We start from the raw sequence: 14,753 nt of genomic DNA, 5'->3' as shown, positions 1-14,753 counted from the left end.
AAGGTAGGTTTCAGATATCCTAGGTTATTTTGGTCAAGACTGATGAAGGCAAGGACCAAATTATTCTAAACGAAGAGGTGAAAAAAGTCCATGTTTATGAAGAACTTGAAACCGATTGCCGGCAAATTGACCCTTGCGTTTCTGCTCGCCGCCGGCTCAACCGCCGCGGCGGGTACCGTGCAAGCGAAAACGGGGGCATCGGATCAACCGCAACAGGTCAATCCCAATCCTTCGCAGACGGAAACGAAGCACCCTCCGCATCCGCACGGCCATTTCCGCGGCGGCCATATCGTCAAAGATACGGCCGAACTGCTGGGGACCGACCCCAAAGTGCTGGTAGGGCAGTTGAAGCAGGGCAAAACCTTGCTGCAGATCGTACAGTCCGAGAAAGGCTGGAGCGAAGAAGAATACCTTAAGAAGCTGACCGAATCGGCCAACCGCAATATTGATAAAGCGCTCGCCGAGGGCAAGATCGACCGGGAAAAGGCGAATAAGATCAAAGCCAAGCTCCCGGAGAAGCTGAAGAAGGTCATCAACCGCTCCTGGAAAGACCGCGATACGGGGCAACCGGCGGCGGATTACCGGAACAATCAGGTCAACTGGAGCCATCTGCCCCACTAACGGAAGGCGAAAGCTGCGGTGGATTCATGAAAAAACCGCTGGGCTACCTCTACGGGTTGCTCAGCGGTTTACCTCTTTGCATCATTTGGCCCTGCGGTTAATTCTCCCCTGTCGAACCCGATTCCGTCGCCACTTTTACGGCCTTAGACGGATGAGTCCCCACAGGGACCTCGACGATATCCAGCAGAAAGATAAAAATCGGCACGCCGACGATCAGTCCCCAGACTCCGAGGAAATGCTCGGAAACCAAGAGAATAAGAAAAGTGAAGAAAATCGGCAAATGGGTTTTGTTGGACATGAATTTCGGATTCAGGAAATAGGTTTCGACGGCATGCACCACGGCGATCATCACCAGAACATAGACGATTTTGAGCAATCCGCCGATTTTGAAGGCGATCGCGCAGAGCGGGATCAACGAAATGATGACGCCCATGACCGGAATCATCCCGAGCAGGAAGATCATGATCGCCAGCGCGAGCAGGTTCGGAAATCCGAATATCCATAAGAAGATCGTCGATAAAACCGCATTGACGAGGGCAATCAGAAATTGCACTTCGATCACTTTGCCGAAGGATTGGACAAACTTCCGTCCGAAGTACTCCAGTTCCTTAAACAGTCCGCCGATCCGGCTTTCGCGGAACAGGACCGCAAAATTCGTGACCTTCTCTTTTTCCAGCAGGAAAAACAAACTGAGCACGATCGCAATGAATAAATTCAAGCTCCATTCCCCGATGTCCGTCAGCGTACTGAGCAAGAACGTTAAACCGTTGTTGATATAGGCCGATAAATCGATATCTTGCAAATACTCGACAATGTAATTCAAGATCGGGTTATCCGGCAACACCGGAGGATTCGAATAGAAGGACATCACCTGGTTGACCAGGTCGGTCAATTCAGTGAGCAACACCGGTAGATAGTAATAAAGGACGTATCCGAGCAGCATAATCATCACGACGTAGATGAACAGCACGGTAACGGTTCGGTTGACGCGGATCACCTTGGCCACATTCCGGCCGATGAAATTGTGCAGCCGATTGATCAAGTAGGTCAAAATAAACGTAATCAGCAGCATGTTCAGCATGCTTCGGGCGAAATACAATACGATAACGACAATTAGCAGGGCAAGCACCCTGCGGAACCCCGCCATTTGAAACAGTTCCTTAAAAAACGTCATGAGTTACAACCGGCTCCTTCATTTCATGTTTACTGGAGAAAAATCCTCTGCGTTAATCTTAAGCGAGCCTCTGTCACAATGCAAATGAATCCTTTTAGAACTGTACCGGCTTAACGCAGACCGGCTTGGATACGGAGACCGTCCGACCGGTATACGATAATCTTCCGCTCCCCGGATCAACAGCAAAGACCGCAAGCAGATGATCGTCCCGATTCGCCGCAATCAGATGCAGGCCGTCCGGAGTGAGCGAAAAATGACGCGGATGCCCGCCTTCACTGGACACATGTCCGATCAGTTCAAGCCGGCCGCTCTGCGGATCGATTGCGAACTGCACCAAGCTGTCATGACCGCGATTGGAGCCATAGAGATAACGTCCATCCGCCGAAATGGCGACTTCTGCCGTCGTGTTTTCCCCTTTATATCCCGGCGGTAAGGTCGGCACCGTATCCCGCAATTCCAACTGACCTGTCGCGGCGTCGTAAGCAAACAGGGAAATCGAAGAATTCACTTCATTGATGGAGTAAAGCCATTGCCCATTGGGATGAAAGGCCAGGTGACGCGGACCGGCACCCGGAGGGGTAGACGCTTCGCTGCGATAAACCAGCCGGCTGGCTTCCATTTCGAGCGAATACGACACAATGCGGTCCAATCCCAGATCGGCAACCAACGCAAACCGGTTGTCCGGACTGAAGATAACCGAATGCGGGTGCGGGCGGTCCTGGCGCACCGGGTCGGCCCCTTGGCCTTCGTGCCGGCGCTCGTCGAGCAAAGTACCAACTGTTCCGTCCGCGCGCAGTTCCACAAGACCGACATTCCCGCCGTGATAACCCGATACGGCGGCAAACCGCCCGCTCCGGTCGAGCTGGATATGCGAAGAGGAAGGACGGATCGTAACCTCCCGGTTCAGTTCGCGCAATCGGCCCTCGTCATTCACGTCGAACGCGATGACTTCGCCGATCCGCTCTCCTTCCCGGGTCGTTTCCGATATGGCGTAAACCTTGCGGGCCTCTGCGTCCACGCCGAGGAAGGTTGGATTCTTCAACCCGGAGGCTTGATCCAGAAGACGGATCTCCCCGCTGGCCGAATCCATTTCATATACATAAACTCCGGGATCGCCCGCTTCGGCATACGATCCCACAAATAGCAGCAATCGAGGTTGGGATGCTGACAATTGATTCTCCTCCTTCAGGAAGCTCGTTTTAAAATGACATCCTCTATATTTTTCCGTAAATGCGCATAAAAGTCCAGTCTCGACCGAAAAAAGATAAAATTTTTAACATGAGCCGGTCACCTACCCAAACGGGTTAAAATATGATATACTGTAAGCGCTTCCGAAAGCATCTTCTAAAGGGGGATTTGGAATGATGAACGTCGGACTCGAAGAAAGAAGCGTCTACGAGGATCTCAATCCTTACGAGACGTATTTCTTCAAGATCGGAGCTCACGGACTGGTTTGCTTTCATGGACGGAATTACAGTATCAAACAGAGATTATCCGCCGAACAGACCGCGAAACTGATCTCGGACCCTCGCTTCTACCGCATCAGCACGAACTGTTATGTCAATCTGTCCCAGGTTTCCGAAATTCGCGACAACGTGGTCTGGTTCCGGGATGAACGGCATGGCATCAAGACGATTCATGTGCCCAGACGCAATCTGGAGCAAATGAAACGGCTAATTCCGTCACAGCGCGGCAAGGTAACGGCCGGGATCAATTAATTCCAGTGGCAAAACAAGAAAAAGCAGCCTGACTCGCGACGTCACAGGACGGCGGGTCCGCTGCTTTTTCCTTTGTTCTCGCTATTTCACGTACAGACGAGAGCGCTCCTCCCAAATCTCGCCGGGAAGCAGGCTGAACAGCCCGATTTCTTCCGCAGGCAAGTCGGCCTTCGGCGCATTCACCAGATTGATCTGCGGCTCGGGGCAGAAGAAGCCTTCCGTCGCGCCGTTATTCCAGATCATCCATTGTTTGTAGGATGTTCCCACGTCATAAACGAGGGTCTTGCCCAGTTTCGTATCGGTCAGCTCCATCCGGTTTCGGCCGTTTTGCGGCATCGCCGTATAGTGGTTATCCATCGAAGCGAAGAACGGGTAGACGCCTTCCCCCTGCATCAGCAGTTCTTCCGCCGTCAACGGTTGATAAGAGCCGATCGGAAGCATCCGCTCGTTCATTTGCCAACGCTGACCGATCGTCAGCTTCACCCGATAGTCCTTCGCCGTGCTTCCCGGTGCAAACGGCGCATTGACCGCCGTATGGAAGGCCAGCAAGCACGGCATTTCCTTGTCCCCGTCATTGCGGACGAACACCTGCTGCGCCAGCCCATCATCACTTAACGTGTACTTCAGTCGCATGGTGAACTTGAATGGCAGGTAACGGTACACCTCATGGTTCTCGTCAACCGATACCTTGACGGAAACATAACTTTCCAACGGGGTTTGACCGAAATCCTCAATCTCCCAGGCTGTCGTATGTAAAAATCCGTGCAGATGGTTGTGAGTCGCCGCTTCGTTAACCGGGAATTGGAGAACTTCGCCTTTCCACGGGAATAAACCGTCCTCGTAGCGGTTCGGAGGAAAAAGCACCGGAATGCCATGAACCCCCGGATTGCCTTTGAAGGCTTCCATCTCGCTCTCACCGGGTTCGCGCAGGAAACGGTAACCGCTTTCGATATCGCGGAAAGCGATCAGGTTGCCGCCGATTTCCGGCAACATGACGGCCTCATATTGCCCGGATTTAAGCCATACCGCCTTTTCACCTTGATACGTGCCTTCATAAGCCGTTCTTTGTACCATGGATGATATCTCCCTTCATTGCTTAGCTGCTCAACTTGTAATATACCTTAAAGCGCCTCCAAAAGTCACCCCTGTCCGTCATAGCTTGAGCGAAATCCCTCCCCCGCTCCCTTCGCAAGCCTATCCAACGTCACGCAAGATTCGCCGGCCCAAACTCGCGGCCACAACGAGCATGACCGTCCCCACGGCCAGCTGCATGCCGAACACTTGAGTCCAAGTCGGCCACGCTTCGATCCATTCCAGTATCTGCCCGCCCAGCAGCGGGCCAAAGAAGGAAGCGACGCCGGTGACGGCCGAGTACATCGCCATGTACATCGGACGTTCGGGCTTGGGGGTATCGCCGATCATAAAGTTAAAGGCCAGTTGGTTAAAGCCGCCGACTCCCACCCCGAACACCATATGAGCCAGGAAAAGCACGGGCAGCATCGGCAGAAAGGACAACCCGCCCCAGCATAAAATGGCAAGCGCGATGATTGGCAGCGTCCAAAACAGCAGGCGCCGATTGCTGTAACGCGCATTCAGATTACCCCAAACGTAGAAGCTCACCATCATGAACACCGTTTGCGTCACATTCAGCAGCGAGATGGTTTGGTATTTGATGTGCAACAGCTCCAGCATCACATACGAATACAGAGGGACGACAAGGTTCTGCAGAAGCAGGAAGCCGGCCAGAAACAACGTGGCTTTCATAAAGGCCCCGTCGCGGAGCGGCTTGCGCAGCATCGGCAAAAACTTGCTTTCGGCCGAGCGCTCGAAGGCCACATCCGGATAAAACATAAACACGAGGATGTTGGCAATGGCGCAAATCCAGATCACGATATATAAATAGAAGAACCCTTGCGCCGCCGGGTAATGGTCCAGCACCATCCCGCCCAGAAACATGACCAACGTATTCAGCGCATTGAGGAACGTATTCCGGATCCCGAAATACCTGCCCCGCACGCGGGCCGGCACAATATCGCTAATCAGCGAGTTCCACAGCATCGCGCCGACCGTGTTGAACATAAATGCGGCGACATATAATCCAATAAATCCGGCTACCCAATATTGATGCGGAAAAACAAACGGAACGAGGCCGGTCGCCCCCCATAGGATCCGGTGCATTCCGATGAACAGCACCAGCGCCCATTTGCGGCTGGTCAATCGTTGGATCAGAAACGCAACCGCGATTTGGGCAATATTGACAAAGGTCGTAATGGCCAGTACGAAACCGATTTGCGCGGAGTTGGCTCCCAGGTACAGCAGAAATCCGGTCAAGAACTGGCCGCCGAGCAAGGTCTGAAATATCGTGGAAGGGACGCCTTCCCAGGTCGCAATCGCCAAGTTGCGGCGCTGCCGGGACGGCTTGCGCTGCACATGCGTTTTTTGAATGATGCCGCTCTTCATGGTGGATGGATGCTCCTTTGGCTTCTGCCCGAATAGTTCGATCTCTTTTTTTACATACTTCAAGTGATTCGCTAATCTGAATGAATGGAGTGCTGCTTACCCTATGCGCAATTCCTTGAAGTTTGGGATGATTCTTGTTTGTATGGCCCTGCCGTTGACGCTCGCTGCCTCATGCAGCCAGCAGGAGCGGCTCCGCTCGAATTCCGTCCCTCCGGCTGGCGATTCGCCGGTAAGAACGGAAGCGGCTGCTGATACCGGCGGCACGACCTGGGTTCCGCTGACGCAAGTCGCCGACAGCCTCAGCTTGCGGCTGCAAGAAACGGACGACAGCGCCAATCTCGGGTTTACGGATGTCATGTTTACCGTCCAGCCTAGCCAAAGGCACGCGATTTCCTTCGGACGTCCGATTTCCCTGCCTCAAGCGCCAGTACGCGAGAACGGTCAAATTTTCATGACAACGGATGCCGTATCGGCGCTGCTGCAAACGAAAGCCCGGATCGATTCGCGTACGGGAGACTTGGCAATTGGACGCATCGCCCCCGTAGACGGCATCGACCAGCCGCAGACCGGAACCAGCCGGTACGGAATTCTCGGCGTTGCCGATCAACAGGATGAAATGATCGCCTATGCCAAGCAATATTTGGGCGTTCCCTATGAATTTGGTGCGCCTCCCTACGAACAGTCCAAAACCTTCGATTGTTCCTCCTTCACCCGCCATGTCTTCAAAAAATTCGGCCAAGACCTGCCGCGCCTGGCCCGGGATCAGGCCAGAGAAGGCGTGCCGGTGACGCGCGGTCAGCTTCAAGTCGGAGACTTGATCTTCTTCACCGTCCCCGGCCGTTTTAAATCCGACAATATCGCCGGCCATGTCGGCATCTACATCGGCGATGGCAAATTCATTCACACCTGGGGCGACCCCGGGGTTCAAATCAGTTCGCTGGATAGCGGGTATTGGAGCGATATGGTCATATCCATGCGCCGAATTCGTTGATTCAAGCCAGAGCTTTATGAAGTAGGCCGGGGAACCGCTGGGGTTCGCCCGGCTTTTTTGAGTGGCCGTCCGACGATTTCCCTTCGTTACAAATACAAAGTATAATAAATGTATGCACCACTTTCCATATCTTATTTATACCTTAAAACCCGATGGATTCAGAGGAGAAAGACGATGGACAACGACAATTTGAAACAGGCTTATGCAATGCTGGGCCTACCCGAAAACGCTTCCCGCCAAGAGCTGGAAAGAGAGTTCGATATTTTGCTGCGCAAATCCCGCTCTCGCCAGCTCGATCCCGGCGAAACCGAGGAAATCGAACGGAAGATCCAGGCCTACAAGCGGATCGTGGAGACGGAGGAACAGCGGAAAATCGACGATTTGCGCCGCCAGCGCTATGCGAAATGGGGCAAATTCGCAGGGACCGCCGAGAAGATCGACGATTTCTTTCGGCTCTACCGGACTCACGTGATTATTGGACTCATCGCTTTGGTTGCCATTATTTACGGCACGAACGCTTATCTTGACCACCGCGAAGAACAAAAACGGCTGGCCGCCCTGCCCCCCGTAGATCTGTCGATCATGATGGTCGGCAATTACATGACCGACGACCAAAACGGCGGTGTCGACGCCGTGGAGCAAGCGATAACTACGCAGATTCCCGGCTTCAAACGAGTGGAAATTGAATTGGTGTATTTGCCGCCGCAAGGCGAAGCCGGAGTGAGTTCCGCGGATATGGCTTACCAGCAAAAAGCGATGGCCGTGATCGCTACGACCAGTCCGGATATTTATATTACCGATGCGCCTACGTTTCAGTGGCTGTCGAACGGCGGCGCCTTTCTTAGCCTTGACGACGTGGCGAACGGCGAGCTGAAGGATCTCCTGACCGAGGACAACATCGTCAAAGATGTGTCCGATGAAGACAATACCGAGCACGTGTACGGGATTAACGTCACCGACAGCGCCCTCGTCAAGGAACTGCCGCTCGGCCTGACGGACATGATCATCTCCCTCCGCGCCGATACGAAGAATAAAGACAAAGCGGTCGAGATGATGAAGAAGTATTTGGAGAATCTCCCCAAGGCGGCGGAATAGCCGCCTTTTTTTCGTGAGTTTTTCACAATTGATTAATTTCTCGGGATGCTATAAAATAACCCTATAAACGCGCGTTTACGAAAGTGGGGACCAACCTGATGCGCAGCGAAGACATAGCTAAACTTGCCGGGGTGTCCCGCAGCACCGTCTCACGGGTGATCAACAATTATCCGAACGTTCCGGAAGCGACGCGGGCCAAAGTGCTGCGCGTCATCGAGCAGCACCATTACGAGCCGAACAGCTTTGCCCGGGCGCTTGCCGGCAAACGGACGGATACGATCGGCCTGTTCGCGATCAGCATGACCGAGAAGGAAGACGCCAGCCGTATTTATCAGAACAGCTATTTTGCCCCGATCGTCGATATGGTCGTCGATACGGCCAACGCCCGCGGATTTTACGTGCTGATTCATACCGTCTATTCGCCGGGGGATTTTCAGAAGATTAAGCAGGCCTTCTTGCAGAAGCGAATCGACGGCGGCATTCTGGTCGGCACCCAAAAGGACATCGAACTGGTGCGGGAAATGGTGGATCAGGAAGCGCCGCTGGTGCTCGTCGATTACGACATCGCGGAAATCATGGCGGAGCGGCTGAACAAGAACCACCTGGCCGTCATCAACTCCAACGACTATGAAGGCACCGCCCATGCGATCGAATATTTGATCGGGCTGGGACATCGGAACATCGGTATCCTGAAAGGCAGCATGAATACGTATTCGGGGCGCGAACGGTATTTGGCTTTTGAGGATACGCTGCGGAAGCACGGATTGCCGCTGCCGGAAGCTTTTGTCCTCGAAGGCGAATTCCTGAAGGAGAGCGCCTACCGCGAAACCCGCAGGCTCATCGAGCAGGGAACCTTGCCGACGGCGTTGTTTTGCGCCAACGATGACATGGCCTTCGCCGCGATGGAAGCGTTTGCGGAGAGAGGGATCCGTGTGCCGGAGCAACTGTCCGTCATCGGTTTTGACGATGTCGAGCTGGCCTCCCGGATCACGCCCAAGCTGACGACCGTCCGTCTGCCCGTCGATGAAATGGCCAAGGCCGCCGTATTGAAGGTGATCGAGCTTTGCGAAGCGGAGCGGCCCACGTTCAGCACGATCAGCTTTCCGACCCGCCTGGTGATCCGGGATTCCTGCCGTCCTCCGGCGGAATAAGCCGGGCGGGCATTTTCCTCCGCAATTCGATCGATGATCGCCGGGAGGATTTCTTTTTCAATAAAATAAACGCGCGTTCACAAACGAAGGGAGAGTTCCTATTCATGAAATTCGGAGCATTTGATGATCAGCGTAAAGAGTATGTGATCCATACGCCGCAAACCCCTTACCCTTGGATTAACTACCTCGGCAATGAGCAATTTTTCGGGCTGATCTCCAACACGGCCGGCGGTTACACGTTCTATCGGGATGCGCGCTTGCGCCGGTTGACCCGGTACCGTTACAACAACATTCCGCTCGATACCGGCGGACGCTACTACTACCTTCGCGACCATGACAACGGCGACTTCTGGACGCCGGGTTGGATGCCGGTTAAGCGCGAGCTTGATTTTTACGAATGCCGGCACGGTTTGGGGTATACGTCGATCACCGGGGAACGCGGCGGGATTTCCGTGACGCAACTGGCGTTTATTCCGCTTGGCTACAATGGTGAAATCCATCGTCTGACGGTAAAAAATACGGGGTCCCAGACGAAAAAAATCTCCCTCTTCTCGTTCGCCGAGTTCTGCCTTTGGAACGCCCAGGACGACATGACGAACTTCCAGCGCAACTTGAGCACCGGTGAAGTGGAAGTGCTGGATTCGGTCATCTACCATAAAACGGAGTACCGCGAACGCCGCAATCACTATGCCTTCTATTCCGTGAATCGCGACATCGACGGCTTCGACACGGATCGCGAATCGTTCGTGGGCTTGTACAATGGCTTGCACGAACCTCAGGTCGTCGTGGCCGGCCGAGCCTCCAACTCCGTCGCCAGCGGCTGGTCGCCGATCGGTTCGCATGAGATTACGCTGAAGCTGGCGCCGGGCGAAGAGCAAAGCCTGATCTTTATCCTCGGTTACGTCGAATTGCCGGAAGAGGACAAATGGGAATCCCCAAGCGTGATCAACAAAAAACCGGCGCTTGACATGATCGCCAAATTCGCCACCGACGCCGACGTTGACCGCGCGATGGCCGACCTTGCGGCATATTGGGACGGCTTGCTGTCCAAATACCAAATCCAAAGCGGCGACGACAAGCTGAACCGCATGGTCAACATCTGGAATCCGTATCAATGCATGGTAACGTTCAACATGTCGCGTTCGGCCTCCTATTTCGAATCCGGCATTGGCCGCGGCATGGGCTTCCGCGATTCCAACCAGGACTTGCTTGGCTTCGTGCATCAAATTCCGGAACGGGCCAGAGAGCGGATCCTCGACATCGCCGCCACGCAATTCGAGGATGGCAGCGCATACCACCAATATCAACCGCTCACGAAGAAAGGCAACAACGAAATCGGCAGCGGCTTTAACGATGACCCGTTGTGGCTGGTGCTTGGAACGGCGGCTTATATCAAGGAGACCGGCGATATCAGCATCCTCGACGAGCAAGTGCCGTTCGACAGCAACCCGGACAACACGGCGACACTGTTTGAGCATTTGAGACGTTCCTTCTATCATGTCGTGCATAACCTCGGGCCGCATGGCTTGCCGCTGATCGGCCGCGCCGATTGGAACGACTGCCTCAACCTGAACTGCTTCTCCAAGGAACCGGGCGAGTCGTTCCAAACGACCGCAAACATCGAAGGCCGCGTGGCCGAATCCGTATTTATCGCCGGCCTGTTCGTCTTCGTCGGTCCGGATTTCGCGGAAATCTGCCGCCTGCGCGGGCTGGACACCGAAGCGAAAGAGGCGCTCGACTGGACCGAAAAAATGCGCAAAACGACCTTGGAGCACGGCTTTGACGGCGACTGGTTCCTGCGTGCCTACGACCATTACGGCGAGAAAATCGGCAGCAAGGAAAACGCCGAAGGACAAATCTTCATCGAGCCGCAAGGCATGTGCGTCATGGCCGGCATCGGCGTCCAGGAAGGGTTGGCAGCCAAAGCGCTCACTTCCGTCGCGGAGCGTCTGGATACAAAATACGGCATCGTGTTGCAGCAGCCGCCGTATTCGAAATATTATCTGAACCTGGGCGAAATCTCCAGTTACCCGCCAGGATATAAAGAGAATGCCGGGATCTTCTGCCACAACAACCCGTGGATCATGATCGCCGAAACCGTATTGGGCCACGGCGACCGGGCGTTTGAAGTGTACGCCAAGATCGCGCCGGCTTACCTTGAAGAGATCAGCGAGGTTCATCGGATGGAGCCGTATGTCTACTCGCAAATGATCGCCGGTAAAGACGCGGTGCGTCACGGCGAAGCGAAGAACTCCTGGCTCACCGGGACGGCTGCATGGAACTACGTAGCGATTACGCAGGCAATTCTCGGCATTCAAGCCGACTTTAACGGTCTGAAGGTGGACCCTTGCATTCCGTCCGCTTGGGACGGCTACGAGATCACCCGCGTCTTCCGCGGCGACACATATGTGATCCGGGTCAGCAACCCGAACCATGTGGAAAAAGGCGTAGCCCGCATCACGGTCGACGGCCAGCCGATCCAAGGCAATGTCATTGCGCCGGTTGGCGACGGCGGCGTGCACCGTGTCGAAGTGGTGCTCGGATAATAAATAAACAAAGCCCTTTCGCTTCCCGTCAGAAAGCCGAAAGGGCTTTGCCCGTATGTTGGGTCTGTTCAACTCTGGGTTAGGATTTCTTGGAAAATTTCGTCCTATCCCCCTGACGGTCTGAATGATATAATCATGGTAGAATTCACCTATTACTTAAGGAGGACATGAATCTCATGGCATGGTTCAACCGACTTCCCTTATCCGGAAAGATCTCCGCTGCGTGTTATCTCGTAGCCGCGCTCTTTGCCGTCCCTTCGCTGCTCGTCTACATTTTCCTGGGACATATCGTCATCGGCATCCTGTTGATCGCAGTGTTGGCAGCGCTTACTTTCCCGCTTTCGCGTTATCTCCAGAAAGCGCTTACGGGTTCGTTCGACGATATCACCAGCGCTTCGGCAAAGATCGCCAAAGGCGACTTCACCAGTCGAATTGCGGACTCCGGAGGCATGGACGATCTCAGCCGCTCCTTCAACAGCATGGTGGACAAGCTGCGGAAGATTCTGCAGGAGACGTCTGATATCACCCGCAAGGTGATGGATTCCAGCCGTAGCATTTCCGACCGCAATCAAGAATTGATCGAAGTCATGACCCAAGTCACCCACTCCTCCAATGAGCTGGCGCTTGGCGCTAACGCGATCTCCGAGGACGTCGGCGGCATGAAAGACGCGATCGGCGAGATCGAACAGAAGGTAAGCAATTATACCGATGCCACCCGTGAAATGAATCAACGTTCCGACGAAATGATCCTGCTGGTGGAACGCGGACGTGAATCCGTCTCCAAGCAAGCGAACGGCATGCGCAAGAACATTGAAGCGACGGAGAAAGTCGCCGATTCCATCGAGGCTTTGGCCAAAAACGCGCAGGGCATCACCAAAATTACCGCCACCATCTCGGAAATTGCCGAGCAGACCAACCTGCTGTCGCTGAACGCCTCCATTGAAGCCGCCCGCGCAGGGGAGCACGGGGCCGGCTTTGCCGTGGTTGCCCACGAGGTACGCAAGCTGGCCGAAGAATCGACCGCATCGACCAAAGAAGTCTTTAACCTGGTGCGCAGCATCGAGCAGGACGTAAAACGGGCGGGACAAAACATCAAGATCAATGAAGAGGTTGTCCGGCAACAAAGCGAAATGATCCGTGAAGCGGAGCAGATCTTCCAGGAAATCGTGCAAAGCGTACAGTACATCAGCGGGGAAATCGCCGCGTTCTCCAGAGAAAGCGAAGCGATGCTGGAAAGCGCGCAAAATATCTCGGCCGCGATTCAGAACATTTCCGCTATCACCGAAGAATCCGCGGCGGGCACCGAACAGGTATCGGCATCCATGAATGAGCAAATCACCTCGATCCGGGCGATGGCCGAGGAGGCCGAAGCGATGAAAAACGCGGTATTTCAACTGCAAAAGACGATACATATCTTCAAGTTTTAACCCGTCGCCGCACAAGCCCAGCCCACATTTGCAAGGGGGCTGGGCTTTTTTCATTTTTTAGATAAGATAATAGATGGTGAGTATTAATGAAAGGAGGCGGGCAACCTGCTGACATCTGCCCAACTGGCCCAATTTTATCGCGATTACCGCGCTTCCATGACCGCTCTCTCCTATCGGCTAACCGGATCGTGGTCGGAAGCGGAGGATATCGTGCAGGAAGTATTTGCCGAGCTGCAGCAGAACGTACAGGTGGACGGTATTCGTCAGCCGAAGTCTTATTTGATGCGTTCCGTCGTAAACCGCAGTCTTAATGCGTTGAAATCGCCGCGTTTGTCCCGGGAGCTGTATACCGGTCCCTGGTTGCCGGAACCCGTCTTCGAACCGCTCCCGGAGACGCAGCTTGATCGCTTGTTGCGGGAAGAACAAATCTCTTATGCATTCATGGTTTTGCTGGAGCGCTTGACCCCTGACGAGAGAACCGTCTTTGTCCTGCGGGAATCGTTCGCCATGGAATACGAAGAAATCGCCAAGCTTTTGGGTAAAAGCGCGGTCGCCTGCCGCAAGCTGCTGAGCCGGGCCCGGCAAAAGGTCAAAACCGATCGGGAAGCGGCCTCCGCAGACGAAAAAACCGTGGCGAAATGGACCGGTGAATTTTTGAAAGCCGCAAAAACCGGAGATTTCGGACCGCTCCTGGAAGTGATTCGCGAGGATGCGGTACTGGTTACCGACGGTGGCGGCAAGGTCAGAGCTGCCCTCAATCCCATCCTGTCCAAAGCCCGCATTATTGCGTTTTGGCAAGGCATCCGGGCTAAAGGCTCGCTGCAGGGCGAACTGGTGCCGACGCGGATCAACGGGGAAATCGGGCTTGTTCATTACCGCGACGGGAAGGTCATTCGCGTGATTTTGTTTGAAGGCGATGCGCAAGGCCGTATCCGGCGTTTCTATCTGATCAGCAATCCCGAGAAAATCGCCAAAGCCCCGAGGCAATAGCCTTGAGGACCGGTCACAAATCGCTCCCTCCTCTTGTCTTACCTGTGTAAGAAACAAATCATTCTTTGATGGAGGGATATCTCATGAAAGTCAGAATGGATCATTATCAAGCCAATCCGAACGTTTACCAGGCGATGAGCCGGTTGGAACGGCAAGTCACGGAGAGCGGGCTTGACCGGGTATTGTATGAGCTGATCAAAATCCGGGCTTCGCAAATCAACGGCTGCGCTTTTTGTCTCGATATGCATACATCGGAAATGCGCAAGCTCGGGGAAAGCGAGCAGCGGATTGCCCTGATCAGCGTTTGGCGGGAATCGCCCTGCTATACCGAGCGGGAACAAGCCGTGCTGGAGTTGACCGAAGCCGTGACGCGAATCGCCGATAACGGCGTGCCGCAGCCGGTATATGACCGGGTTCGCGTCTTTTTCGGCGAGAAGGAAACGATGGATCTCATCTTCGCGATCAATGTCATCAATTGCTGGAACCGGATCGCCATCACCACGGGCATGTTTCCCGGCTGCCGCGACGAAGCGTAAGCGTACCAAAAAAAGACCTGAAAGAAGGCCGATCCCTTCTTCAG

General features: G+C 54.3%; 13 protein-coding genes. 9 read left to right on the top strand and 4 right to left on the bottom strand.

Features of this window, described 5'->3' with window-relative positions; translation table 11 throughout:
* Positions 1-90: 90 nt before the first annotated feature.
* Positions 91-621: a hypothetical protein gene (locus ACZF99_RS10495; protein WP_483611512.1), complete on the top strand. Its 531-nt coding sequence runs from the start codon at positions 91-93 to the stop codon at positions 619-621.
* Positions 622-718: 97 nt separating this feature from the next.
* Here ACZF99_RS10495 and ACZF99_RS10490 read toward each other — a convergent pair whose 3' ends face one another.
* Positions 719-1,795 (bottom strand): AI-2E family transporter, encoded by a 1,077-nt coding sequence (locus ACZF99_RS10490; protein WP_483611510.1) that lies wholly within the window; start codon positions 1,793-1,795, stop codon positions 719-721.
* 94 nt (positions 1,796-1,889) lie between these two features.
* Positions 1,890-2,945, bottom strand: a complete 1,056-nt coding sequence (locus tag ACZF99_RS10485; RefSeq protein WP_483611508.1) for a lactonase family protein — start codon at positions 2,943-2,945, stop codon at positions 1,890-1,892.
* Between the two features lie 211 nt (positions 2,946-3,156).
* Between ACZF99_RS10485 and ACZF99_RS10480 the strand changes: the two genes are divergently transcribed.
* Positions 3,157-3,513 (top strand): LytTR family transcriptional regulator DNA-binding domain-containing protein, encoded by a 357-nt coding sequence (locus ACZF99_RS10480; protein WP_483611506.1) that lies wholly within the window; start codon positions 3,157-3,159, stop codon positions 3,511-3,513.
* Positions 3,514-3,594: 81 nt separating this feature from the next.
* Here the strand turns inward: ACZF99_RS10480 and ACZF99_RS10475 are convergent, their stop codons facing one another.
* A complete protein-coding gene (locus ACZF99_RS10475) occupies positions 3,595-4,587 on the bottom strand; it encodes an aldose epimerase family protein (protein WP_483611504.1) in 993 nt (330 codons plus the stop codon).
* A gap of 120 nt (positions 4,588-4,707) precedes the next feature.
* The gene (locus tag ACZF99_RS10470) at positions 4,708-5,973 is read right to left on the bottom strand and encodes an MFS transporter (RefSeq protein WP_483612651.1); all 1,266 of its coding nucleotides are present in this window, start codon (positions 5,971-5,973) and stop codon (positions 4,708-4,710) included.
* A gap of 103 nt (positions 5,974-6,076) precedes the next feature.
* On the opposite strand from ACZF99_RS10470, the gene ACZF99_RS10465 reads away from it, so the two are divergent.
* The 7 genes from ACZF99_RS10465 to ACZF99_RS10435 all read left to right on the top strand — a co-directional run bounded on the left by ACZF99_RS10465 (position 6,077) and on the right by ACZF99_RS10435 (position 14,709).
* Positions 6,077-6,964: a C40 family peptidase gene (locus tag ACZF99_RS10465; RefSeq protein WP_483611502.1), complete on the top strand. Its 888-nt coding sequence runs from the start codon at positions 6,077-6,079 to the stop codon at positions 6,962-6,964.
* Between the two features lie 174 nt (positions 6,965-7,138).
* The gene (locus ACZF99_RS10460; RefSeq protein WP_483611500.1) at positions 7,139-8,059 is read left to right on the top strand and encodes a molecular chaperone DnaJ; all 921 of its coding nucleotides are present in this window, start codon (positions 7,139-7,141) and stop codon (positions 8,057-8,059) included.
* A 98-nt stretch (positions 8,060-8,157) separates the two neighbouring features.
* The gene (locus ACZF99_RS10455) at positions 8,158-9,210 is read left to right on the top strand and encodes a LacI family DNA-binding transcriptional regulator (protein ID WP_483611498.1); all 1,053 of its coding nucleotides are present in this window, start codon (positions 8,158-8,160) and stop codon (positions 9,208-9,210) included.
* Between the two features lie 104 nt (positions 9,211-9,314).
* The gene (locus tag ACZF99_RS10450; RefSeq protein ID WP_483611496.1) at positions 9,315-11,756 is read left to right on the top strand and encodes a glycoside hydrolase family 94 protein; all 2,442 of its coding nucleotides are present in this window, start codon (positions 9,315-9,317) and stop codon (positions 11,754-11,756) included.
* Between the two features lie 176 nt (positions 11,757-11,932).
* Positions 11,933-13,183 carry a methyl-accepting chemotaxis protein gene (locus ACZF99_RS10445; protein ID WP_483611494.1) on the top strand — a complete coding sequence of 417 codons (1,251 nt, stop codon included), beginning with the start codon at positions 11,933-11,935 and terminating at the stop codon, positions 13,181-13,183.
* A gap of 156 nt (positions 13,184-13,339) precedes the next feature.
* Positions 13,340-14,173 carry a sigma-70 family RNA polymerase sigma factor gene (locus tag ACZF99_RS10440; protein ID WP_483611492.1) on the top strand — a complete coding sequence of 278 codons (834 nt, stop codon included), beginning with the start codon at positions 13,340-13,342 and terminating at the stop codon, positions 14,171-14,173.
* An 83-nt stretch (positions 14,174-14,256) separates the two neighbouring features.
* Positions 14,257-14,709, top strand: coding sequence for a carboxymuconolactone decarboxylase family protein (locus ACZF99_RS10435; protein WP_483611490.1), 453 nt, complete (start codon positions 14,257-14,259; stop codon positions 14,707-14,709).
* Positions 14,710-14,753 lie beyond the last annotated feature (44 nt).

Source organism: Paenibacillus sp. JL3B1040 (assembly GCF_057063165.1).
Note: the sequence above shows the minus strand (reverse complement) of the source record. Positions and strands in the feature narration are given on the sequence as shown.